Consider the following 21,858-nt stretch of genomic DNA (forward strand, 5'->3'; position numbering starts at 1 on the left):
CGGACGCTCAGAGGTGGTGGGGCGGCTTCTCGTCGAGGAAGCGCGCCAGGTCGGCGGCGCTGTCGCCGCCGCTGGGCCGCTCGCCCCACCCCCGGTCCGTGTCGTCCGCGGACTGCTGGTCCAGCGGATCGTCGAAGTTCAGGGCCGGGGCCGGTTTGGCCTTCGGCTCGGGCCCGTTCTTCGCGTCTCGCGGTCCGGGTGCGGGGGCGGCGCTGCTCATGCCTCCAGGGTACGGCGCCTGCGCCCCGTCGGGCTCTGCCCCGGATACGGCGCTGGCTCCGGCGGCAGCGGCTCCAGGTCCAGCACCAGCACCAGCACCAGCTCCAGCTCCAGCTCCAGCTCCAGCTCCAGCTCCAGCTCCAGGATCACACCGCTTTCAGACCGTGGGCCTCGAAGATGTCCTTCGCCAGAGTGACCTGCTCGGGGGTGGGCGAGGGGGTGTCGTGCAGCGTGAAGTTCATGCCGAGTGCCTGCCACTTTCCCTCCCCCAGCTTGTGGAAGGGCAGCACGTCCACGCGCGAGACGTTGCCGAGCCCGCCGGCGAAGGCGGCCACGCCCTCGATGTTCGCCGGATCGTCGGTAAGGCCGGGGACGAGCACGAACCTGACATGCACCTCCTTGCCGAGGTCGGCGAGGCGCCGGGCGAAGTCCAGGGTGGGCTGCAGAGGGCGTCCGGTCACCTTTTTGTAGGTCTCCCGGTCCCAGGACTTGATGTCGAGCAGCACCAGGTCGACGTCCCGCAGCAGGGCGTCGGTGGCGCGGACACCGAGGAAGCCCGAGGTGTCCAGGGCGGTGTGCAGGCCGAGTTCATGCTTGAAGCGGTGCAGCAGCTCCCCGGCGAAGACAGGCTGCAGCAGCGGTTCGCCCCCACTGACGGTGGCACCTCCGCGAGCCGCGGCGATGAACCTGGTGTACTTCGCGGCCTCCTTGACCACGTCGTCCGCCGAGGTGCGCTTGCCGTTGCGCATCCGCCAGGTGTCCGGGTTGTGGCAGTAGAGGCAGGTGAGCGGACAGCCGGAGAGGAACGCGACGAAGCGGCTGCCCGGCCCGTCCACGCCGGTCGACAGGTCCCAGGAGTGCACGGTGCCCTCGATCGGGCGGTGCATGGCGGCTCCCGCGGGGGTGGCAGCACGGAGAGCGGCGAGATTCTGGTCGAGCAAGACGGTCATGGCGTAACTCCGGTGTTCCTCACAGGAGTTGATGTCCGCGGCGCCCGGAGCCGGGGTGAGGGCCCGGCTCCGGGGCCGCAGCTGAGGGGCGACTCCCCGGGGCGTGCTCGGCAGCGGGGAGCCGGAGGCTCAGAGGGAGCCGTGGAAGGTGCGGCTGATGACGTCCAACTGCTGCTCGCGGGTGAGGCGGACGAAGTTCACCGCGTAGCCGGAGACCCTGATGGTCAGCTGCGGGTAGTTCTCCGGGTGCTCCATGGCGTCCCGCAGGGTCGCCTTGTCGAGGACATTGACGTTCATGTGGAAGCCGTCGCTGGCCATGAACCCGTCGAGCACGCCCGCGAGGTTGTCGATCCGCTCCTCGGGAGTGCGTCCCAGGGCGTCCTGGGTGATGGTGTTGGTCAGCGAGATGCCGTCCTCGGCGTCGTCGTAGTCGAGCTTGGCGACCGACAGCGCGGAGGCGATGTAGCCGTGCTCGTCCCGGCCGTTCATCGGGTTGGCGCCGGGGGTGAACGGTGCTCCGGCTCGGCGGCCGTCGGGGGTGTTGCCGGTCTTCTTGCCGTAGACCACATTCGAGGTGATCGTCAGGACGGACTGCGTGTGCACGGCGTCGCGGTACGTCGGGTACGTACGGATCTTCTGCATGAACCCGGAGACGATCCTCCGCGCGATCTCGTCGGCGCGGTCGTCGTTGTTGCCGTAGGCCGGGTAGCCGCCCTCGATCTCGTAGTCGACGGCGAGGCCGGTCTCGTCGCGGATCACCTTCACGCGGGCGTGCTTGATGGCCGAGAGCGAGTCCGCGGCGACCGAGAGCCCCGCGATGCCGCAGGCCATGGTGCGCAGGATCGCCCGGTCGTGCAGCGCCATCTCGATGCGCTCGTAGGCGTACTTGTCGTGCATGTAGTGGATGACGTTGAGGGCGTGGACGTACGTCCTGGCCAGCCACTCCAGCATCGCCTCGTACTGCGCGGCGACCTGCTCGTAGTCGAGGTACTCGCTCTCGATCGGCTCGAAGCCCTCGACGACGAGCTCGCCGGTCCTCTCGTCGCGGCCGCCGTTGATCGCGTACAGGAGGGCCTTGGCGACGTTGACGCGGGCGCCGAAGAACTGCATCTGCTTGCCGACGGCCATCGCCGAGACGCAGCAGGCGATCGCGGTGTCGTCGCCGTACTTGGGGCGCATCAGCTCGTCGGACTCGAACTGGAGGGCCGAGGTGTCGATGGCGACCTGTGCGGCGAAGTCCTTGAATCCCTGCGGGAGTTGCCGCGACCAGAAGACGGTCAGGTTCGGCTCGGGGGCCGGGCCCAGGTTGTAGAGGGTCTGCAGGGCGCGGAACGTGGTCCGCGAGACCAGCGGCCGGCCGTCCTCGCCGATGCCGGCCATGGACCAGGTGACCCAGGTCGGGTCGCCGGAGTAGAGCTCGTTGTACTCGGGAGTGCGCAGGAAGCGGACGATGCGGAGCTTGATGACGAAGTCATCGATGAACTCCTGCGCCTGCTCCTCGGTGAGGAGGCCGTTCTCAATGTCGCGCTGCAGATAGATGTCGAGGAAGTTGTCGATGCGGCCGATCGACATGGCCGCGCCGTTCTGCTCCTTCACGGCGGCGAGGTAGGCGAAGTACAGCCACTGGACGGCCTCGCGGCCGGTGGCGGCGGGGCGGGAGATGTCGTAGCCGTACGACAGGGCCATGGCCTTGAGCTCGCCGAGGGCCTTGATCTGCTCGGAGGTCTCCTCGCGTTCCCGGATCACGTCCTCGGTGGGCCACTCCGCGTCGAGTTCTGCCTTGACGGACTTCTTGTCCTGGACGAGGCGGTCGACGCCGTAGAGGGCGACGCGGCGGTAGTCGCCGATGATGCGGCCGTAGGCGTCCGGGAGGCCGGTGATGATGCCGGAGGAGCGGCAGGCGCGGATCTCGGGGGTGTACGCGTCGAAGACCCCGTCGTTGTGGGTCTTGCGCAGGTGGGTGTAGATCTCGCGGACCTCGGGGTCGGCCTCGTAGCCATAGGCGTTGAGCGCGCCCTCGACCATGCGCCAGCCGCCGTTGGGCATGATCGCGCGCTTGAGCGGGGCGTCCGTCTGAAGGCCGACGATCAGGTCCTTGCCGGGGTCGATGTAGCCGGGCCGGAAGGCGTCGATGCGCGAGGGGGTCCTCACGTCGACGTCGTGGACGCCCTGCTCGATCTCCTGCGGGAACATCGTGAGGAGCTGGTCCCAGAGGGCGGTGGTGCGCTCGGTGGGGCCGGCGAGGAAGGAGCCGTCACCCTCGTACGGGGTGTAGTTCTGCTGCACGAAGTCGCGGACGTCGATGGCGTCGCGCCACAGCCCGCCCTTGAAGCCCTCCCAGGCCTCGCGGTTCGCCGTCTTCTCCAAGGGAGTTGCGGTCATGGTGCACACCTTCCGGTCGCTGTGCCTTCGCTCCCTTCCATTGCACTCCCGTTGATCGATCATTCACGTCGGCAATGGTCCCCTGTTTCGGGCCGGAGGACCCGGGCCCCTCCCTCGCCGAGCCGCCACTACCGCCCTGACCTGCGAGTTCGCCGAGGACTTTAGACCCGGGAGTGCTTTGTGAAGGCATTCACCAATCCCACCTTCCGGTGGTCTCACTCGTCGGCCGAGAACAGCGACGAGGCGAGCCCCCGAAGGGACCCGCCTCGCGGCTGAAGGCGCTGAGGTCAGGACGGCGACTCGGCGTCCTTGCGGGCGTAGAACCACCAGGTGACCACGATGCAGCTGGCATAGAAGGCGACGAAGCCCCACATCGCGCTGGTGACCGAGAAGTTGGCGAAGAGCGCCGGGATGAAGAAGAAGCCGTAGGCGGCGATGGCGGCGGTGAATCCGGTGACGGCGCCGGACTCCATCTCGGTCTGCTTCAGGGCCTTGGCGTACTCCGGGGTGCCTTCGGTCAGGCCCTTCAGGTGCTGGCTGCGGAAGATCACCGGGATCTGGCGGAAGGTCGAGCCGTTGCCGATGCCGGAGAAGAAGAACGCCGCGAGGAAGCAGAGGAAGAAGCCGGTGAAGTTGCCCGAACCGGAGTCTGCGGGCAGGAAGTTGATGACACCGATGATCGAGAGAGCCATGCCCACGAAGGACAGAATGGTGACGCGGGCGCCGCCCAGCTTGTCGGCGATCCAGCCGCCGGCCCAGCGCGCCAGGGCGCCGAGGGCGGGGCCCATCCAGGCGTAGGTGGCGACCGAGTAGTCGGGGAAGGTCGTCTTGATCAGCATCGGCAGGGCGGCGGCGAAGCCGATGAAGGAGCCGAAGGTGCCGACGTAGAGCCAGGTCATCAGCCAGTTGTGCTTGCGCTTGAAGATGATCTTCTGCTGGCTGAAGGAGGTCGAGGCGGACTGCAGGTTGTTCTGGCCGAACCAGGCGACGAGGGCCAGGACGATCAGGACAGGGACCCAGACGAACGCGGCGTTCTGCAGGTACACCGGCGAGCCGTCCGCCTTGTGCTGGGCCGAGCCGATGGCGACGACCGAGCTGGTGATGACGATCGGGGTGAGCAGCTGGACGACGGAGACGCCGAGGTTGCCGAGGCCGCCGTTGATGCCGGTGGCGTTGCCCTTCTGCGACTTCGGGAAGAAGAAGCCGATGTTGGCGAGGGAGGAGGAGAAGTTGGCTCCGCCGACACCGCAGAGGGCGGCGATCATCGCCATCTCCGTGAAGGAGGTCGAGGTGTTCTGGATCGCGAAGCCCAGCCAGATCAGCGGGACGATCAGAACGACCGTGGACAGGGCGGTGAAGGTGCGCTGGCCGATCTTCGGGCCGAGGAAGGTGTAGAAGATCCGGGCCGTACCGCCGGTCAGTCCCGGGATCGCCGTCAGCCAGAACAGCTGCGAGGTGCTGAAGCCGAAGCCGACGCCCTTGAGGTTCGTTGCGGTGACGCTCCACACCTGCCACACCACGAAGGCGACGAGAAGGGCGGGGACGGCTATCCACAGGTTGCGGGTGGCGACCCGCTTGCCGATGGACTTCCAGAAGAGTTCGTTCTCCGGTTCCCAGTCGGTGATGGTGCGTCCGGGCCGGTATTGCGCGGGGTCGTAGGACCGACCGGCGCTTGTGGCCACTTCTTCCTTTACGGCAGGACTCATGGCGTCGTTCCTGGGGGTGAGGAGGATTCCTTACTCATCCAGGGTGTCTGCGACAAAGGAGAGGAATCAGAGCAATTGGTCGTCATTGTGGCTTGCCTTAGGGCCCTTTTCTGGCTGCGCCTTTGGTCCCGACCCCGGCTGGGCACGCACCTTCCGAGGCACGCGGGCGGAGCGAAGGCGCGGCCCTCAACTCCCTTGATCCGTAAGGTGCGTCCATGGACTCCAGGGATTCCGCAAGCAGCTCGAAGACCACCGCGGGCCGGATCGGCGGCAAGGATTCGCTCACCGATGTGCCCGGCCTCCGGGTGGGGCACGCGACACGGGACGGAGGCGGCTGGCTGACGGGTACGACCGTCGTCCTCGCGCCGACCGGCGGGGCGGTCGCGGCCGTGGACGTACGCGGTGGCGGCCCCGGCACTCGGGAGACGGACGCGCTCGACCCGCGCAACCTCGTGCAGCGCATCGACGCGGTGGTGCTCACGGGCGGCAGTGCGTACGGACTCGACGCGGCGGCCGGCGTCATGGCGTGGCTGGAGGAGCAGGGGCGCGGCGTGCCAGTGGGCGGGCCCGACCGGGTCGTACCGGTGGTGCCCGCGGCCTGCCTCTTCGACCTCGGCAGGGGCGGTGACTGGCGGGCGCGCCCGACTGCGGTGCTCGGCCGGGAGGCGGTGGAGCGGGCGACGGCGGAGGTGGCGCAGGGCAGCGTCGGCGCGGGAACCGGGGCCGTGGCGGGCGGGATGAAAGGGGGCGTGGGCACGGCGAGCGTGCGCCTGGAGTCGGGGCACACGGTCGGAGCGCTGGTGGTGGTGAACGCCGTCGGTTCGGTGACCGATCCGAAGTCCGGTGTGCTGTACGGGCGTTACTTCGAGGACGGCGACAGCACGGAACCCGTCGAGCGCCCGGCCCAGGAGGTGCACGCCCGCGCGCAAGCCCGGCTCGCGGAGGCACAGGCGGAGACCGCGCGCCGACAGAACGGCGGCGGCGAGCCGAGCATCGCGACGGCGGGGGCGACGGGGCGGGCGACCGGGCAGGAGGGGGCGACGGGACCTGCGGGGCCTGGGGGGCCTGGGGGGTCTGCGGGGTCTGCGGGGTCTGCGGGGTCGAGGCTCAACACCACCCTCGCTGTCGTCGCCACCGATGCCGGGCTCAGCCGCGCCCAGGCGCAGAAGCTCGCGGGCACCAGCCACGACGGCTTCGCCCGCGCCATCCGGCCGGTGCACCTCCTGCACGACGGAGACACGGTGTTCACCCTGGCCACCGGCGAATACCCGTTGCCCGAGGGCGAGTTGGAGCAGATGACCGTGGTCAACGCGATCCTGGCGGCGGGCGCGGACACGGTGACCCGCGCGATCGTCCGGGCGATCGAAGCCGCGGAGACGGTGGACAGCGCGGGCGGACTCTTCCCCTCGTACGGAGATCTCTACGGGGATCTAGAGGATCTATACGGGGATCTCCACGGGAAGGAGTAGGGGGCGCACGGACCTCCTGCGGGCGCACCGGCCGACCGCGGGCGGCGCGAACTGCCCGTGGAGCGCGGGAACTTCCAGGGGCGCCCGGGCGTTTTTCAGAACCCCGGGCATGATGTTCCACCGAGGGGCTACGGTGAGCGGTCACAAGGTGACATGCAGCGACGCGAGCGACGCCGGGAGTATGCCTTGAGCGTTCCGTACGAGACGCCGAAGACACCGGAGGAGCACCTCGAAGGGCTCCTCGGTCGGGCCCTGAACTCCTTCGAGCTGCCCGACGAGACGATAGCCCTGCTCGAATCGGCCCTCACGTTCGACAGTTCGCTGCGCTCCGCCCACCACAGCGCCGGCCTGCACCGCGAGACGCATCGGCACACGTTCCTGCTCGCCGACGGCCAGGCGCTGACGCTCTGGGAATTGCGGCACAACACCGGGCCGGGCGGCAAGCGGAGCGAGGAGACCGTCCACGAGCTGTACGCGGACGAGGAAGAGGCGCACATCGCGGCGTCCCGGCTGCTCCCGAGCGGCACCTGCGGCCCCGAGTGCCCGGACTCGACGGAGGGCCGCATCCCCGGCTGCGAACCCCTCGCGCTGGACACGGTCCGGCTGATCGTCTCGCCCGCACCGCTCCAGCGCTCGTACGCCCCGGACGACTCCGCCGACCACGCCAGGCGCCTCCTGCGCCGCGCGGAGAACGCCGACCGGCCGGGTGCGGACACGGCGTCGCTGCTGCGCACCGCGCTGGCGCACCAGATCACGCAGGCCTTCGGCAACCCGTGCCGGACGGGCACCGCCGGCCTGTGCTTCGCGCTCTACGAGCACGCGTTCCTGCTCGCCGACGGCCGCGAGATCAGCCTCTGGGAGGTCGAGCACACGGCCACGCCGGACGGCCGTCACATGTGCGAGGTGTACGTGAGCGAGACGACGGCGCGTGCGGCGATGGAGCGGCGAGCTTCTCGTACGAGCTGAGCGGGTCGGCGTACGAGCTGAGCGGATCGGCGCATGAGCTGGGCGGATCGGCGTAGGAGCCGAGCGGATCGGCTTACGAGTCTCAGCCGCGTCGGCTCATCAGCTGGCGGACCAGGCCGGCGAAGGCGTCGCGTTCGGCGGCCGAGAGCTCCACCGTCTCGCCGGCGTGCGAGGGCTGTCGGGGCAGGGCGTGCAAGGAGGCGCCGGACACGTACGGGACCGTGGGCTCCGTGCGGTCGCGGTGCAGCATCCGGACCAGACGCACGGCCCAGACGGCGCCCGCCGCGGCGAGCACGGTCAGGCCGACCTGCTGAAGGGGCGATATCTGCTCGAACATGCGGGTCAGTAGACAACACGGAGCAGGCAGCACGACAGCCCCGGAAAGGGACTTAGGTCCCGAAGTGACCTATCTCGCAGACCGCCCGCCCGCCACCCGCACGACCTCAGGACCATCCCGCGCCATCCCGCGCCATCCCTCGCCTCCCTCCCGCACCTCCCTCCCCCGCCCACGCCACGAACCACACGCAAAAGCCCTCGCCGCCGCAGTGCGATGCGCACCGCGGCGGCGAGGGCTTCTTTCCGGGACCGGACCGGACCGGTGCCGGGACCGGGAGGGGACCGTTCAGGCCGAGCGGTCAGACCGCCGCCACCGGCTCATTCTTCGCCTCGGCCGCCTTCGCGGACGCCGCCTCGTCCGCCTTGGCCGACGCCTGCTCGGGGCCGGTCCTGCGCATCCCCTTCAGGAGGATGACCAGGCCCGCCGAGACGCACGTACCGGCGACGATCGCCAGCAGGTACAGCAGCGGCTGGCCGATCAGCGGGACCACGAAGACGCCGCCGTGCGGGGCCCGCAGGGTCGCGCCGAAGCTCATCGTCAGGGCACCGGTGACCGCGCCGCCCGCCATCGAGGCGGGAATGACGCGCAGCGGGTCGGCCGCGGCGAACGGAATGGCGCCCTCCGTGATGAACGAGGCACCGAGCACCCAGGCCGCCTTGCCGTTCTCCCGCTCCGCCTTGGTGAACAGCTTGCCGCGCACGGTCGTCGCCAGGGCCATCGCCAGCGGCGGCACCATGCCGGCCGCCATCACGGCCGCCATGACCTTCAGGTTGCCCTCAGTGGCGTTGGCGCCCAGGCCGCCGACGGCGAAGGCGTACGCGACCTTGTTGAGCGGACCGCCCAGGTCGAAGCACATCATCAGGCCGAGGATGACGCCGAGGATGATCGCGTTGGCGCCGGTGAGCGACTCCAGCCAGTCGCTGAGGCCGCTCTGCAGGGTGGCGATCGGCTTTCCGACCACCAGGAACATCAGGAAGCCGACCACCGCCGAGGAGATCAGCGGGATCACCACCACCGGCATGATGCCGCGCAGCACGGCCGGTATCCGTACCTTCTGGATCGCCATGACCGTGGCGCCCGCGATGAGACCGGCCGCCAGACCGCCGAGGAACCCGGCGTTGATCTGCACGGCGACCGCGCCGCCGACGAAACCGGGCACCAGACCCGGCCGGTCCGCCATGCCGTACGCGATGTAACCCGCGAGCACCGGCACCAGGAAGGAGAAGGCGAGCCCGCCGACCTGGAACAGCAGCGCGGCCCAGCTCGCGGCCTCGGTCCAGACGAAGTGCTCGGCGACGGACTTGGCCTCGCTGATCTCGTAGCCGCCGATCGCGAAGCCGAGGGCGATGAGGAGGCCGCCCGCGGCGACGAACGGGACCATGTAACTCACACCGGACATCAGCCACTTGCGCAGCTTTGTGCCGTAGCTGTCACCCTCGTCGCCCGCCCTGTCGACGGGGGCCGCGGCGGCGCCCGAGGAGACCTCGCCGCGCTCGGCCTTGCCGCGCACGTCGGCGATCAGTTCGGCGGGGCGGTTGATGCCCGCCTTCACCCCGACGTCGACGGTGGGCTTTCCGGCGAACCGCTCCTTGTCCCGTACGGGCACGTCGTGCGCGAAGATCACGCCGTCGGCGGCGGCCACGACGGCAGGGTCGAGGCGGGTGAACCCGGCCGAGCCCTGCGTCTCCACGACGACCTCGACCCCGGCCTCGCGACCGGCGTTCTCCAGGGACTCGGCGGCCATGTACGTGTGGGCGATGCCGGTCGGGCAGGAGGTCACGGCGACGATCTTGAAGGGGGCGCCCCGGCCCCCGCCCTCACCCCCGCCCTCGCCGTGCGCGGGCGCTTCCACCGACTTCTTCGTCTGCACCTGCGCGGGCGACGGCTCGTCGGCGGCCTCGCCAGTCGACTCGCCGGTCGACTCGCCGGCCCGCTCGGCAGCTCGTTCGTCGGCCCGCTCGTCAGTCGGCCCGTCGGTCACCTCGCCCGCCTCGTCCGCCGCCTCCGCCTCGTCCGCGTCTCCGCGGATCAGCGCCGCCGCACGTTCCGCGTCGTCCGCCGACCGCAGGGCGCCCGTGAACTCGGCGTCCATCAGCTGGCGGGCGAGCGACGACAGGATCGTCAGGTGGTCGCTGTCCGCACCCGCGGGTGCGGCGATGAGGAAGACCAGGTCGGCGGGGCCGTCGGCGGCCCCGAAGTCGATGCCCTGGGTCGCGCGCCCGAACGCCAGCGTCGGTTCGGTGACATGGGCGCTGCGGCAGTGCGGGATACCGATGCCGCCGTCGAGACCGGTCGGCATCTGCGCCTCGCGGGCGGCCACATCGGCGAGGAAGCCGTCAAGATCCGTGACCCGGCCCTGAGCGACCATCCGCTCGGCCAGGGAACGGGCCGCCGCTTCCTTGGTATCGGCGGACAGGTCGAGGTCGACCAGGTCCGCGGTGATCATCTCGCTCATCGCGGGCTCCTTCGCGCGCATATCGCCCGACGGGCGGGGGTGGGGACGGGGGACGGGGAGGTGAGGAGAGCGTTCGTACGCATCGGGCTCCGGCCCTTGAGGGGGGTCATGAGACGGGCTCCGTCAGCAGACGGTCCAGCGGTACGTCGGCCGTGACGGTCACGGCGGACGGGTCCAGGTCGGCGGGCGTGGGCATCACGCTGCCGGGGAGCTGCACGGCAGCAGCGCCGTGTGCCACCGCGGAGGCGAGCGCCTCGGGGCCGCCGCCGCCTGCGATGAGGAATCCGGCGAGCGAGGAGTCACCCGCACCGACGTTGCTGCGTACGGTCTCGACGCGGGCGCTCGCGAACTGCGCACCGGAGTCGTCGACGAGCAACTGGCCGTCGGCGCCCAGGCTGGCGAGCACCGCGCGGGCGCCGAGCTGCCGCAGCTCCTCGGCCGCCTTGACCGCGTCACCGACGGTGGCGAGCGGGCGGCCGACCGCCTCGGACAGCTCCTCGGCGTTGGGCTTGACCACGTCCGGGCGCTCGCGGAGCGCGGCGAGCAGCGCCGGTCCGGAGGTGTCGAGGGCGATCCGGGCACCCGCGGCGTGCGCGCGGGCCACCAGCTCGGCGTACCAGGACGGTTCGAGGCCGCGCGGCAGGCTCCCGCAGCAGGCGATCCAGGTGGCGCCCGCGGACCGGTCGCGGACCGTGGCGAGCAGCGCCTCGGACTCGTGGGCGGAGAGCTCCGGCCCGGACGCGTTGATCTTGGTGAGGGTGCCGTCGGGCTCGGCGAGCGAGATGTTGGACCGGGTCTGGCCCGCGACGGTGACCGGCGCGACCTCGATGCCCTGCTCACCGAGGAGTTCGGCGACGAAGTCACCGGGCGTGCCGCCGAGCGGCAGCACCGCGAGGGTGCGCTGCCCGGCCGCGGCGACGGCCCGGGAGACGTTCACGCCCTTGCCGCCCGGGTCCATCCGGTCGCCGGTGGCCCGGATGACCTCGCCGCGATCGAGCGCCGGCACCTCGTAGGTCCGGTCCAGGGAGGGGTTCGGGGTAACGGTGAGGATCATCCCTGCACTTGCTTTCTCGTACGGGCTGTGGGGCGCGGAGCGCGGTGCGGTACCGGAGGCGGGCGTTCCGGGCGCGGCAGGACTGGTCATACGCGTACGACCTCCGTGCCGCCGCGCTCGATCGCCGCGGTGTCGTCGTCGCTGAGGCCCTTGTCCGTGATCAGCAGGTCGACGTCGGCGAGGTCTCCGAAGCGCGCGAAGTGCTCCTGCCCGTGCTTCGCCGAGTCGGCGAGCAGCACCACGCGGCGGGCCGAGGTGACGGCGGCTCGCTTGACGGCGGCCTCGGCGAGGTCCGGCGTGGTCAGCCCGTGCTCGGGCGAGAATCCGTTCGCCGCGAGGAAGACGACATCGGCGCGGATCTCCCCGTACGCCCGCAACGCCCAGGCGTCGACGGCGGCGCGGGTGCGGTGCCGGACGCGGCCGCCGATGAGGTGCAGCTGCACCCCGGGGTGGTCGGCGAGCCGCGCGGCGGTGGGCAGCGAATGCGTGACGACGGTGAGGCCGGACTCCAGCGGCAGCGCCGCCGCGAGCCGGGAGACCGTCGTACCCGCGTCGAGCACCACGCTGCCGTCGGCGGGCAGCTCGGCGAGGGCGGCCTGCGCGATGCGGTCCTTCTCGTCGGCCGCGGTGGACTCGCGCTCGGTGAGGTCGGGCTCGAAGTCGAGCCGCCCGGCCGGTATGGCACCGCCGTGCACCCGGCGTACGAGACCGGCGCGGTCGAGGGCCTTCAGGTCCCGCCGGATGGTCTCGGCGGTGACCTGGAATTCCTCGGCGAGCGACAGCACGTCGACCCGGCCGCTGTCGCGTGCGAGGCGGAGGATCTCCTGCTGGCGCTCCGGTGCGTACATGGGTTCAGCTCCGATTCATGCCCGAGCGTGTTGTTTCACGCCCAGAGTACGACTGGGTTTCCCTGAAGTAAACACATTCGGGCGTGGTTCAGGCAGAAACAGACTTCGGTCCCGCTGTCGCGCCGGACTGCCGTCCCCACGGCAGGGAGGGTGCCCGGGACCGCGCCCGGGGACCTGCGGGCACCCTTCTCCACCGCGTACGAAGGAGGCGACGGCCTAACGCACCAGCTCAGCCTCGCGTGCGTCACCGACCGACAGCGCATCGTCGACCGGCTCACCACTCGCCGAAGCCAGCTCCGCTCCCGCCGCCCCCTCCACGTGCTGCGCCGGCAGAGCGAACATCAGCAGGAAGATCGCACCGAGCACCCCCGCGACCCACCACAGCGCGTGCTGGAACGCGTCCGCGTACGCCGCGCCCACAGCAGTCGCGGCCAACGGCTCGTCGATGACGCCGAAGAACACCACCGACACCAGGCCGAGCCCGAGCGCATTGCCCATCTGCATCATGGTGTTGACCAGGCCGGACGCCGAACCGGCGTGCTCGCGCGGCACCTCCGACAGAACCGCGTCGGTCAGCGGCGCCACGATCAGGCCCATGCCGATGCCCATCACCACGAGCGGCAGCGCCATCTGCCAGGACGTGATGCCCTGCCCGTACCGCTCGGCCTCCCATATGTAGAGCACGACGCCGGCCGCCATGGTGATCGCGCCCGCCTGCAGCACCTTGCGTCCGAAGCGCGGCACGAGGCGCTGCACCGACATCCCGGCCGCCACGGACACCGCGAGCGAGAACGGAATGCCCGTCGCCCCTGCGCGCAGCGGGCTCCAGCCGAGGCCGACCTGCATGTACAGCGTCCACACCAGGAAGAACACCCCGCTGACCAGGCCGAACGTGAGCTGCACAGCAGCGCCCGCGGCGAAGCTCTTCACCTTGAACAGCGACAGCTCGATCAGCGGCGAACCGTCCTTGCGCGTCTTGTGCCGCTCGTACGCGACCAGTGCCGCGAACACCACGAGCGCGCCGCCCATCAACACGTACCCCCACAGCGGCCAGCCCAGCTCCCGGCCGCGCGTCAGCGGGTAGAGCAGCATGAGCAGACCGGCCACGACGAGCACGACGCCGATCGGGTCCAGGCGGAGCGCCTTCGGGGCCTTGGATTCGGTGATGAACTTCCGGCCGAGAAGCAGTCCGGCTATGCCCACCGGCAGGTTGATCAGGAAGATCGGGCGCCATTCGAGACCGAACAGGTTCCACTCGGTGAGCAGCGCGCCGAGCATCGGCCCCGACACCGCGCCGAGCCCGACGATCGCTCCGAACAGGCCGAAGACCTTGCCGCGTTCGTGCGCGGGGAAGGTGGCGTGCACGATCGACAGCACCTGGGGCACCATCAGCGCGGCCGTCGCCCCTTGCAGGATGCGTGAGCCGACCAGCATCTCCGGGTTCGCAGCGAATCCGCAGAGCGCCGAGGCCAGCGTGAAGCCGCCTATGCCGACGAGGAAGATCCGCTTCCGCCCGTAGATGTCGCCGAGCCGACCGCCCGTGATGAGGCCCGCGCCCATCGCGAGCGCGTAACCGGCAGTGATCCACTGGATCTGGCTGAACGAGGCGCCCTCGTCCGCCTGGATGGAGGGCAGGGCAATGTTCACGATCGTCACGTCGACGAGGTCCATGAACGCCGCCGTCATCACGATGGCCAGCGCGAACCAGCGCCGCCGATCGCTCGGCGCAGGCCCTGCGGCGGGTGCGGTCGTGGGTGAGGTGGGCGAGGTGGTCTTCATGCGAGCGAAATTAGGTGGGATGTAGGACAGATGGTGGCCGCATTGGCGCCCATGATGGGTGCATGACGACGGACACTCCGGCACGACTGCTGCAGCTCCTCTCTCTGCTTCAGACCCCGCGCGAGTGGCCCGGCGGCGAGCTCGCCGACCGGCTCGGTGTCTCCCGGCGCACCGTGCGGCGCGATATCGACCGGCTGCGCGAGCTCGGCTATCCGGTCCAGGCGACGCTGGGCACGGAGGGCGGTTACCGTCTCGCGGCCGGCAAGGCGATGCCTCCGCTCGTCCTCGACGACGAGGAGGCCGTCGCGATCGCCGTCGGCCTGCGGGCCGGCGCCGGCCACGCGGTGGAGGGCGTCGAGGAGGCGTCCGTACGCGCCCTCGCCAAGCTCGAACAGGTCCTTCCGTCTCGTCTCCGACATCGCGTCACCACCCTCCAGTCCGCCACAACTCCCTTGGTGTACGGGGCGGGTGACGGTGCGACGATCGCCCCCGAGACCCTCACCGTGATCGCCTCGGCCACGACCGGCACCGAGAAGCTCCGCTTCCATTACTGCTCCGGCGACGGCACGGAGTCCCGCCGCCAGGTCGAGCCCTACCGCCTGGTCTCGACGGGCCGCCGCTGGTACCTCGTGGCGTACGACCTGGAGCGCGAGGCCTGGCGCACCTTCCGCGTCGACCGCCTCACCGAACCCTTCGCGACGGGTGCCCGCTTCAGCCCACGCCCCCTCCCGGAGGGCGACGCGGCGGAGTTCACCCGCCGCGCGATGCGGCGCGGTGGCCAGCCCTCGTACGAGCTCGACGTGACGTTCGCCGCCCCGGCGGAGCTGATCGCGCCCCGCATCCCCGCCGGTCTGGGCACCCCGACCCCGGAGGGCCCGGACAGCTGCCGTCTGCGCACCACAGTCTCGGACGCCATCGAGTGGCTGGCGGCCCGCCTCTCCCTGATGGGCGTGGACTTCACCATCCACGGCCCACCTGAACTGACCGACCACGTACGGGAGTTGGGTGCTCGACTCAGCAGAGCGGCGGGCAGCGGGGGTGGCCCGTCGGCGGGGTAGGTCGGCGACCGTCAGCGGACATGTGCGGCCGGGGAGGCCGGACCGCTGGGCGAGCCAGTCCAGTTGGCTTCGGTCCGGCGCGGCCGGTCGGGTCGGCACCGGGCGGTCAGCCTGTCCGGTCGGCCAAGTCCGGCGACCGACCAGTCCGGCTAGTCCGACCCGGGTCCCGTTGGGTCAGTTCGGCCGGTTGAGCCAGATCGGTCGCCCCATCATCAAACGCCCGGCGGGCCGAGCTACCGAGGCCCCGCCGCAGGCCGAGTCACAGAGGCCCCGTCACAGGCGGAGCCACGCAGGCCCCGTCACAGGCGGAGCCACGCAGGCCCCGACAAGAGTGAGCCCCGGCGCCACGGGGGAACGGCGCCGGGACTCGGCCTTGGGGTGAGCGAGGCGGGTACCCAGTGGGCTGTAGGCCGCCCCACTTCTCTCACGCCGCCGCGTCGAACCCCGTGTCCCGGGCGAGCCGCTTCAGTTCGAGGAGCGCGTGCTTCTCGATCTGACGGATCCGCTCACGCGTGAGGCCGTGCTCCTTGCCGACCTCGGTGAGGGTCCGCTCACGGCCGTCCTCTATGCCGTACCGCATCTTGATGATGGACGCCGTCCGCTGGTCGAGCCGGCCTATGAGGTCATCGAGCTCCTCACTGCGCAGCAGCGTCAGCACGGACTGCTCGGGCGAGACGGCAGAGGTGTCCTCGAGGAGGTCACCGAACTGGGTGTCGCCGTCGTCGTCCACCGACATGTTCAGCGAGACCGGGTCGCGAGCCCAGTCCAGGACGTCGGCGACACGCTCCGGCGTGGAGCCGAGCTCGGCGGCGATCTCGGTGTGCTCCGGGTCCCGGCCGTTCTCGCGGTTGAACTCGCGCTGCACCCGGCGGATCCGGCCAAGCTCCTCGACCAAGTGGACGGGAAGGCGGATCGTGCGGGACTGGTCGGCGATGGATCGGGTGATGGCCTGACGGATCCACCACGTCGCGTACGTCGAGAACTTGAAGCCCTTGCGGTAGTCGAACTTCTCGACGGCGCGCACCAGTCCGGCGTTGCCCTCCTGGATCAGGTCAAGGAGGGGCAGGCCGCTGCGCGGGTAGCGACGGGCCACCGCGACGACCAGGCGAAGGTTGGAGCGGATGAAGATGTCCTTGGCGCGCTCACTGTCGGCGACGAGCGCCTCGAGTTCCTCGCGGCTCGCACCCTCGGCTGCCTTGCTCTGCTCGTCGACGTCGCCGTCGAGGATCTTCTGGGCGTAGACCCCTGCCTCGATCACCTGCGACAGCTCGACCTCGCGAGCGGCGTCCAGCAGAGGCGTGCGGGCGATCTCGTCGAGATACATGCCGACCAGGTCGCGGTCGGCGATCTCCCCGCCTACGGCGCGAACACTGCTTGCCGCGTCGGTCTTGCCGGCCGATCCGGCTGCAGACTTACGACGGGCGACGGCACGGGTTGCCATGCGTGCTCCCTTGCGTTGAGTGGGTCGGCAGTTCTGACGGGGCTCCGCGGTCCGGGGCGGGGATCCACGGCGGCCGTGGCGAAGAGCACACCGTCCGGGTGCCCTGCATCCGATGGAAACAACGACTGGAATCCGGACAGAATTCCCAAGCCGCTCAACAATTTTCCTGATCTTGCAGTACCCTGTGCCGCCACCAAGGAGGCGAGACGTCGATGGAGCCGACAGCGGTGCAGGTCAGGCCGGGTACCGAAGGCGACCTCGACCCCCTCACGGAGATCTACAACCACTACGTCCGTGAGACCGCCATCACGTTCGACACGGTGCCTTTCACGCCCGAGGAACGCCTGCCATGGCTGCGCTCCCACCCTGAAGACGGCCGTCACCGTCTCCTGGTTGCGCAGCAAGCTTCGGGTTCCCCGATTCTGGGGTACGCAACCAGCAGCGCCTTCCGCCCGAAGCCGGCCTACGAGACATCCGTCGAAGTCTCGGTCTACCTCACTCCGGACGCCGCCGGGCGCGGCGTGGGCGCTCTGCTTTACACGGCTCTCTTCGACGCCCTGTCCACCGAGGACGTCCACCGCGCATACGCGGGCATCGCCCTGCCCAATGCGCCATCGGTCCACCTCCATGAACGCTTCGGCTTCCGGCACGTGGGGACGTACGCGGAAGTGGGTCGCAAGTTCGATCGGTACTGGGACGTGGCCTGGTACGAGAAGCGCCTCGGCCCCGACTGCTGACGAGCCTGCCACGGCCGACGGGCCTTCGGGGCGCGGAAACGGTTCGCCCTCACTCGAACGCGTGAACCAATTCCGGAAGTCTGTCGTCCGCTGCCGCGAGCTTCCTACGGTGCGAGAGCCGCTTGCTTCCCGAGCAAGCGCTCCCCCTCACGACAGGAGGCACCGCCATGCCCGCTCGCCCGCTCACCTGCCCGCCCGCTGCTCAGCCGAACTGCACCGACCTCTTGGCCAGCCCCATCCAGAAGCCGTCGATGACCGAGCGCTGCGCGCCGAGTTCACCGGTCGCGTCGGCGGCCCCCATCGCCACGAAGAGCGGGGCGAAGTGTTCCGTGCGCGGGTGCGCGAGCTGCCCCGCGGGCGACTTGTGCGGGAAGTCGAGAAGAGCGTCCACGTCCTGCGCGTCCAGCGCCTCGCGCCCCCAGGCGTCGAACTCCGCCGACCAGGACGGCACGCCACCCTGCCGAAGCGCGGCCAGGTTATGGGTGAAGAACCCGCTACCCACGATCAGGACGCCCGCGTCGCGCAGCGGGGCGAGCTTGCGCCCGATCTCCATCAGGCGCTGCGGGTCGAGCGTGGGCAGAGAGATCTGCAGGACCGGGACGTCTGCGTCGGGGTACATCTCGACGAGCGGGACATAGGCGCCATGATCGAGGCCGCGATCCTCGATGTCCTGGACGGGCGTGCCGGCGCTGCGCAGCAACTTGCGTACGGAGTCGGCGAGTTCAGGAGCCCCGGGCGCGGCGTACCGCACCTGGTAGTAGTGCTCGGGGAAGCCCCAGAAGTCATAGACGAGAGGCACGGTCTCGGTTGCGCCGAGGGCGAGCGGGGCCTCCTCCCAGTGCGCGGAGACCATCAGTACGGCCTTGGGGCGCGGAAGGTCGGCCGACCAGGCGGCGAGCTGTCCGGGCCACAGGGCGTCGTCGGCGAGCGGCGGCGCACCGTGACTGAGATAGAGGGCGGGCATGCGCTCCGGGGCGGCGGCGTTCATGACGGCTCCTGACACTCGCGCGGACGTGATCGGCGGGGCGGGTACGCGCAGGTGGGTGGGCGTGCCCGACGGGCTCGAAGCAGACAAGCAAGCTTGAAGGTTCAAGCTCCTACTTCGGACGGTACGTTATGTTTGTTGAAGTTTCAAGAATAGGCTCCGTAGAGTGGGCTTATGACGACGCACAACGAGGACACGCGCTGGCTCGACGACGAGGAACAGCGCACCTGGCGGGCGTACCTGCACGCCACCATGCTCCTCGAGGACCATCTCGACCGACAGCTGCAGCGCGACGCCAAGATGCCGCACGTCTACTACGGACTGCTCGTCCAGCTCTCCCAGGCACCGCGCCGTCGGATGCGCATGACCGAGCTCGCGCGGAACGCGAAGATCACCCGCTCCCGGCTCTCCCACGCCGTCGCGCGACTCGAACAGCACGGCTGGGTGCGCCGCGAGGACTGCCCCTCCGACAAGCGAGGCCAGAACGCGATCCTCACGGACGCGGGATACGAGGTGCTGGAGCAGTCGGCGCCCGGTCATGTGGCCGCCGTACGCCAGGCGATCTTCGACCGGCTCACCGCCGAACAGCAGAAATCCCTCGGCGAGATCATGCGGATCATCGCGGAGGGACTTCAGCCGAACGAGGCGGGTGCCGATCTGCCCTGGCTCAGGTGACGACCTGGGCCGTCGTGCGGGCCGGGCCGGTCAGTGGGCGATCACCGGGACTCGCACCTCGGCCTCCTCGTCCGCACCGGCGGCGTCGCTCTTGGCCACCGGCGTACCGCCCTGGTGGCCGGTGGTGATGAAGGTCAGAGCGATGCTCGCGGAGATCACGAGGATGCCGACCGCCCACCAGATCGCGCTGGTGTAGCCGTCCACCATGGCCTGCGCCTGGAGCAGCTTCTGCGCGGCCGGAGTCGTCGCGTCCGCCGCGTGGGCGGTCAGGTAGGCCGTGGTGGCGGAGGCGGCGATGGTGTTGAGGAGTGCCGTGCCGATCGCGCCGCCGACCTGCTGCGAGGTGTTGACCATCGCGGAGGCGACACCGGCGTCGCGTGCCTCGACGCCGTGGGTGGCCAGTGACATGGCGGGCATGAAGGCCGTACCCATGCCGAGGCCGAGCAGCAGCTGCGCCGGCAGGATCAGGCCCGCGTACGACGTGCCGATCTCCAGCTGGGTCAGCAGCAGCATGCCGAGGGCGGCGACGAGGAAGCCGGGGCCCATCAGCAGACGCGGGGGCACGCGGGTCATCAGGCGGGCGCCGATCTGCGTGGAGCCCGTGATCATGCCGACGATCATCGGCAGGAAGGCGAAGCCGGTCATCACGGGCGAGTAGCCCTTCACGACCTGCAAGTAGTAGGTGAGGAAGAGGAACAGGCCGAACATCGCGATCACCGCGAGACCCAGCGACAGGTAGACACCGCCGCGGTTCCGGTCCGTCAGCACCCGCAGCGGCAGCAGCGGCGCCTTAACCCGGGACTCGACCAGCAGGAAGGAGGCGAGGAGCACGGCCGAGCCGACGAACAGGCCGATGGTCGTGGCGTCGGACCAGCCCTCGGACTCGGCGCGAGTGAAGCCGTACACCAGAGCCACCAGGCCGAGCGTCGAGAGCACGACTCCGGGGATGTCGAGAGGAGAACGGTTGCGGGAACCGGCCGGCTCACGGATGACGAAGTACGCGCCCACGGCGGCGACGACGGCGAACGGAATGTTCACGAAGAACGTCCAGCGCCAGTCCAGGTACTCCGTGAGGAAGCCACCGAGGATGAGACCCACGGCGCCACCGCCACCGGCGATCGCACCGTAGATACCGAAGGCCTTGGCGCGCTCCTTGGCGTCGGTGAACATCACCGCGAGCAGCGACAGCGCGGCGGGCGCGAGCAGTGCGCCGAAAACGCCCTGCAGGGCACGAGCGCCCAGCATCATCGCCTCACTGGTCGCGGCACCACCGAGCGCGGACGCCCCGGCGAAGCCGATCAGGCCGGTGACGAAGGTGCGCTTGCGGCCCCACAGGTCGGCGACGCGACCGCCGAACAGCAGCAGCCCGCCGAAGGCGAGGGCGTAGGCCGTGATGACCCACTGCCGGTTGCCGTCGGAGATGCCGAGGTCCTGCTGGGCGGAGGGCAGGGCGATGTTCACGATGGTCGCGTCCAGGACGACCATGAGCTGGGCGAGCGCGATGAAGACGAGGGCTCTCCAGCGCGTGGGGTCGGGGCCGGTATCAGGGATGCCGCGGTCAGGGGTGCGGCGGTCAGAGATTCCACGGCGGTCGGAGGTACCGCTTCTTGCAGATATGGAAGGTGCTGCTTCGGACATGGGGGTACCCACCTCGGGACTTCGGTGTCGACGGACTGGGAGAGACGTCTGCGCTCGTCACGCGCGGAAGACGCCTACGCCCGTCGGATCGGAACCCGGCTCGGGAGCGAGCCGGTGAAGGGACGAGTAACTGCGAAAAGCGTGCAACCTCAAGCAAGCTCGAGGTCAAACGGCGATCTCGGGATTGAGGCCAGGTGGCCAGGTGGCCAAGAAGCCAGGTCGGGTCGGGAGGCCAGAAGGTCAGGTCAGACGGCCAGGTCAGACGATCAGGCCAGACGGCCAGGTCAGGCGGACAGAGGATCAGAAGGTCAGAAGGTCAGAAGGTTCATGCGGGGCGGCGGAGGTCCTCCAACGTCGCGGCGCTGCCGGGGAGTTCGGAACGGGCCGGGGTCTGCAGACCGTCGAGGAACAGCTGCAGATGCCGGTGCACGAACTGGTCGAAGTCCGTGCAGTCGCTGCCCGGCAGGGGCCTGGTGAGCTGGGAGAGCGCGACGAGCAGATCACCGACGGCGATGTCGGTACGCAACTGCCCTGCGGCGCGCGCCCGTTCCATGACCTCCTCGACCTGCCGCTCCAGGCGACGCCTGGAACCGTCGAGGTCGGGGTGGTCCTTGTCGAAGGTGCCGGAGAGCATCGGACACAGCGCGCCGATCCGCTCGTCCGCCGCGGCATGCACGAAGCGGCGCAGCGCCTGGAAGGCGTCCGCCTCCTCGGCGAGCGCTTCTTCGGCCCGCTCGGAGGTGCGGTCCATCACCGAGCAGACGACTTCGCGGATCAGTACGGAGCGGTCGGCGAAGTTGCGGTAGACCGTGGCGTTGCCGACTCCGGCGCGGCGGGCGACCTCATCGAGCGGCACCTCGGGGCCGAACTCGACGAACATCTCCCGCGCAGCGCCGACGATCCGCTCCCGGTTCCGCAGCGCATCGGCGCGCGGACGCGGCATGCGGCGCGGCTGCTTCGACGCGGTGTCGACGTCCACGGCTGCACTCCTCAAGGTCGGTCGATACGTGCACCGGTCGGCAGACCGGCGCGTGCATCGCTACGTACACGGCCAGGAACGAACCGGCCCGAGCCTCAGCTGCGAGGCGGATCCGTTCCCTTGATGCGGGGAACCGTCGATGCGGGGAAACTCTCCCCGCTTGGCGGAACACCTGTGTAA

19 protein-coding genes are annotated in these 21,858 nt (G+C 70.1%); 5 read left to right on the forward strand and 14 right to left on the reverse strand.

Features of this window, described 5'->3' with window-relative positions; all coding sequences use genetic code 11:
* Positions 1 to 7: 7 nt before the first annotated feature.
* The 5 genes from RCO28_RS30600 to RCO28_RS30620 form a co-directional block, all read right to left on the reverse strand.
* Positions 8 to 220 (reverse strand): hypothetical protein, encoded by a 213-nt coding sequence (locus RCO28_RS30600; RefSeq protein WP_308944551.1) that lies wholly within the window; start codon positions 218 to 220, stop codon positions 8 to 10.
* On the reverse strand, positions 217 to 369 hold the full coding sequence (locus RCO28_RS30605) for a hypothetical protein (protein ID WP_308944552.1): 153 nt from the start codon (positions 367 to 369) through the stop codon (positions 217 to 219). The genes RCO28_RS30600 and RCO28_RS30605 overlap by 4 nt, the downstream gene beginning before the upstream one ends.
* On the reverse strand, positions 366 to 1,169 hold the full coding sequence (pflA, locus tag RCO28_RS30610) for a pyruvate formate-lyase-activating protein (protein WP_308944553.1): 804 nt from the start codon (positions 1,167 to 1,169) through the stop codon (positions 366 to 368). Before pflA ends, RCO28_RS30605 begins: the two co-directional genes overlap by 4 nt.
* Positions 1,170 to 1,298: 129 nt before the next feature.
* Entirely contained in the window at positions 1,299 to 3,551 is a 2,253-nt protein-coding gene (gene pflB, locus RCO28_RS30615; RefSeq protein WP_308944554.1) for a formate C-acetyltransferase, read from the reverse strand.
* A 287-nt stretch (positions 3,552 to 3,838) separates the two neighbouring features.
* Entirely contained in the window at positions 3,839 to 5,257 is a 1,419-nt protein-coding gene (locus RCO28_RS30620) for a NarK family nitrate/nitrite MFS transporter (protein ID WP_308944555.1), read from the reverse strand.
* A gap of 215 nt (positions 5,258 to 5,472) precedes the next feature.
* Between RCO28_RS30620 and RCO28_RS30625 the strand changes: the two genes are divergently transcribed.
* Entirely contained in the window at positions 5,473 to 6,726 is a 1,254-nt protein-coding gene (locus RCO28_RS30625) for a P1 family peptidase (protein ID WP_308944556.1), read from the forward strand.
* A 186-nt stretch (positions 6,727 to 6,912) separates the two neighbouring features.
* A complete protein-coding gene (locus RCO28_RS30630; protein WP_308944557.1) occupies positions 6,913 to 7,692 on the forward strand; it encodes a DUF6227 family protein in 780 nt (259 codons plus the stop codon).
* Positions 7,693 to 7,774: 82 nt separating this feature from the next.
* On the opposite strand, the gene RCO28_RS30635 is transcribed toward RCO28_RS30630, so the two are convergent.
* The 5 genes from RCO28_RS30635 to RCO28_RS30655 all read right to left on the reverse strand — a co-directional run bounded on the left by RCO28_RS30635 (position 7,775) and on the right by RCO28_RS30655 (position 14,165).
* Positions 7,775 to 8,029 carry a hypothetical protein gene (locus RCO28_RS30635; protein ID WP_308944558.1) on the reverse strand — a complete coding sequence of 85 codons (255 nt, stop codon included), beginning with the start codon at positions 8,027 to 8,029 and terminating at the stop codon, positions 7,775 to 7,777.
* A gap of 298 nt (positions 8,030 to 8,327) precedes the next feature.
* Complete coding sequence (locus RCO28_RS30640; protein ID WP_308944559.1) at positions 8,328 to 10,484, reverse strand: fructose-specific PTS transporter subunit EIIC; 2,157 nt, start codon at positions 10,482 to 10,484, stop codon at positions 8,328 to 8,330.
* Positions 10,485 to 10,590: 106 nt separating this feature from the next.
* Positions 10,591 to 11,538, reverse strand: a complete 948-nt coding sequence (pfkB, locus tag RCO28_RS30645; RefSeq protein WP_308944560.1) for a 1-phosphofructokinase — start codon at positions 11,536 to 11,538, stop codon at positions 10,591 to 10,593.
* An 86-nt stretch (positions 11,539 to 11,624) separates the two neighbouring features.
* The gene (locus RCO28_RS30650; protein WP_308944561.1) at positions 11,625 to 12,386 is read right to left on the reverse strand and encodes a DeoR/GlpR family DNA-binding transcription regulator; all 762 of its coding nucleotides are present in this window, start codon (positions 12,384 to 12,386) and stop codon (positions 11,625 to 11,627) included.
* Positions 12,387 to 12,602: 216 nt separating this feature from the next.
* Positions 12,603 to 14,165, reverse strand: a complete 1,563-nt coding sequence (locus RCO28_RS30655) for an MFS transporter (RefSeq protein ID WP_308944562.1) — start codon at positions 14,163 to 14,165, stop codon at positions 12,603 to 12,605.
* Between the two features lie 62 nt (positions 14,166 to 14,227).
* On the opposite strand from RCO28_RS30655, the gene RCO28_RS30660 reads away from it, so the two are divergent.
* Positions 14,228 to 15,223 carry a YafY family protein gene (locus tag RCO28_RS30660; protein WP_308944563.1) on the forward strand — a complete coding sequence of 332 codons (996 nt, stop codon included), beginning with the start codon at positions 14,228 to 14,230 and terminating at the stop codon, positions 15,221 to 15,223.
* Positions 15,224 to 15,647: 424 nt separating this feature from the next.
* On the opposite strand, the gene RCO28_RS30665 is transcribed toward RCO28_RS30660, so the two are convergent.
* Positions 15,648 to 16,664, reverse strand: a complete 1,017-nt coding sequence (locus tag RCO28_RS30665) for a sigma-70 family RNA polymerase sigma factor (protein WP_308944564.1) — start codon at positions 16,662 to 16,664, stop codon at positions 15,648 to 15,650.
* 212 nt (positions 16,665 to 16,876) lie between these two features.
* Here RCO28_RS30665 and RCO28_RS30670 point away from each other — a divergent pair, with 212 nt between their 5' ends.
* Entirely contained in the window at positions 16,877 to 17,401 is a 525-nt protein-coding gene (locus RCO28_RS30670; protein ID WP_308944565.1) for an N-acetyltransferase family protein, read from the forward strand.
* Between the two features lie 202 nt (positions 17,402 to 17,603).
* Here RCO28_RS30670 and RCO28_RS30675 read toward each other — a convergent pair whose 3' ends face one another.
* Positions 17,604 to 18,389, reverse strand: coding sequence for a class III extradiol ring-cleavage dioxygenase (locus tag RCO28_RS30675; RefSeq protein WP_308944566.1), 786 nt, complete (start codon positions 18,387 to 18,389; stop codon positions 17,604 to 17,606).
* A gap of 171 nt (positions 18,390 to 18,560) precedes the next feature.
* Between RCO28_RS30675 and RCO28_RS30680 the strand changes: the two genes are divergently transcribed.
* Entirely contained in the window at positions 18,561 to 19,061 is a 501-nt protein-coding gene (locus RCO28_RS30680) for a MarR family transcriptional regulator (RefSeq protein ID WP_308944567.1), read from the forward strand.
* 30 nt (positions 19,062 to 19,091) lie between these two features.
* On the opposite strand, the gene RCO28_RS30685 is transcribed toward RCO28_RS30680, so the two are convergent.
* Positions 19,092 to 20,699 carry an MFS transporter gene (locus tag RCO28_RS30685; protein WP_308944568.1) on the reverse strand — a complete coding sequence of 536 codons (1,608 nt, stop codon included), beginning with the start codon at positions 20,697 to 20,699 and terminating at the stop codon, positions 19,092 to 19,094.
* A gap of 325 nt (positions 20,700 to 21,024) precedes the next feature.
* Positions 21,025 to 21,642 carry a TetR/AcrR family transcriptional regulator gene (locus RCO28_RS30690; RefSeq protein ID WP_308944638.1) on the reverse strand — a complete coding sequence of 206 codons (618 nt, stop codon included), beginning with the start codon at positions 21,640 to 21,642 and terminating at the stop codon, positions 21,025 to 21,027.
* Between the last annotated feature and the right edge of the window lie 216 nt (positions 21,643 to 21,858).

The organism is Streptomyces sp. LHD-70 (assembly GCF_031157275.1).
GTDB lineage: Bacteria > Actinomycetota > Actinomycetes > Streptomycetales > Streptomycetaceae > Streptomyces.

What these genes read in the sequence shown, in the direction of transcription:
- RCO28_RS30600 (WP_308944551.1), bottom strand. Translation starts at nt 220, where the DNA reads ATGAGCAGCGCCGCCCCCGCACCCGGACCGCGAGACGCGAAGAACGGG.
- pflA (WP_308944553.1), bottom strand. Translation starts at nt 1,169, where the DNA reads ATGACCGTCTTGCTCGACCAGAATCTCGCCGCTCTCCGTGCTGCCACC.
- pflB (WP_308944554.1), bottom strand. Translation starts at nt 3,551, where the DNA reads ATGACCGCAACTCCCTTGGAGAAGACGGCGAACCGCGAGGCCTGGGAG.
- RCO28_RS30620 (WP_308944555.1), bottom strand. Translation starts at nt 5,257, where the DNA reads ATGAGTCCTGCCGTAAAGGAAGAAGTGGCCACAAGCGCCGGTCGGTCC.
- RCO28_RS30625 (WP_308944556.1), top strand. Translation starts at nt 5,473, where the DNA reads ATGGACTCCAGGGATTCCGCAAGCAGCTCGAAGACCACCGCGGGCCGG.
- RCO28_RS30635 (WP_308944558.1), bottom strand. Translation starts at nt 8,029, where the DNA reads ATGTTCGAGCAGATATCGCCCCTTCAGCAGGTCGGCCTGACCGTGCTC.
- RCO28_RS30640 (WP_308944559.1), bottom strand. Translation starts at nt 10,484, where the DNA reads ATGAGCGAGATGATCACCGCGGACCTGGTCGACCTCGACCTGTCCGCC.
- pfkB (WP_308944560.1), bottom strand. Translation starts at nt 11,538, where the DNA reads ATGATCCTCACCGTTACCCCGAACCCCTCCCTGGACCGGACCTACGAG.
- RCO28_RS30650 (WP_308944561.1), bottom strand. Translation starts at nt 12,386, where the DNA reads ATGTACGCACCGGAGCGCCAGCAGGAGATCCTCCGCCTCGCACGCGAC.
- RCO28_RS30655 (WP_308944562.1), bottom strand. Translation starts at nt 14,165, where the DNA reads ATGAAGACCACCTCGCCCACCTCACCCACGACCGCACCCGCCGCAGGG.
- RCO28_RS30660 (WP_308944563.1), top strand. Translation starts at nt 14,228, where the DNA reads ATGACGACGGACACTCCGGCACGACTGCTGCAGCTCCTCTCTCTGCTT.
- RCO28_RS30665 (WP_308944564.1), bottom strand. Translation starts at nt 16,664, where the DNA reads ATGGCAACCCGTGCCGTCGCCCGTCGTAAGTCTGCAGCCGGATCGGCC.
- RCO28_RS30670 (WP_308944565.1), top strand. Translation starts at nt 16,877, where the DNA reads ATGGAGCCGACAGCGGTGCAGGTCAGGCCGGGTACCGAAGGCGACCTC.
- RCO28_RS30675 (WP_308944566.1), bottom strand. Translation starts at nt 18,389, where the DNA reads ATGAACGCCGCCGCCCCGGAGCGCATGCCCGCCCTCTATCTCAGTCAC.
- RCO28_RS30680 (WP_308944567.1), top strand. Translation starts at nt 18,561, where the DNA reads ATGACGACGCACAACGAGGACACGCGCTGGCTCGACGACGAGGAACAG.
- RCO28_RS30685 (WP_308944568.1), bottom strand. Translation starts at nt 20,699, where the DNA reads ATGTCCGAAGCAGCACCTTCCATATCTGCAAGAAGCGGTACCTCCGAC.
- RCO28_RS30690 (WP_308944638.1), bottom strand. Translation starts at nt 21,642, where the DNA reads ATGCCGCGTCCGCGCGCCGATGCGCTGCGGAACCGGGAGCGGATCGTC.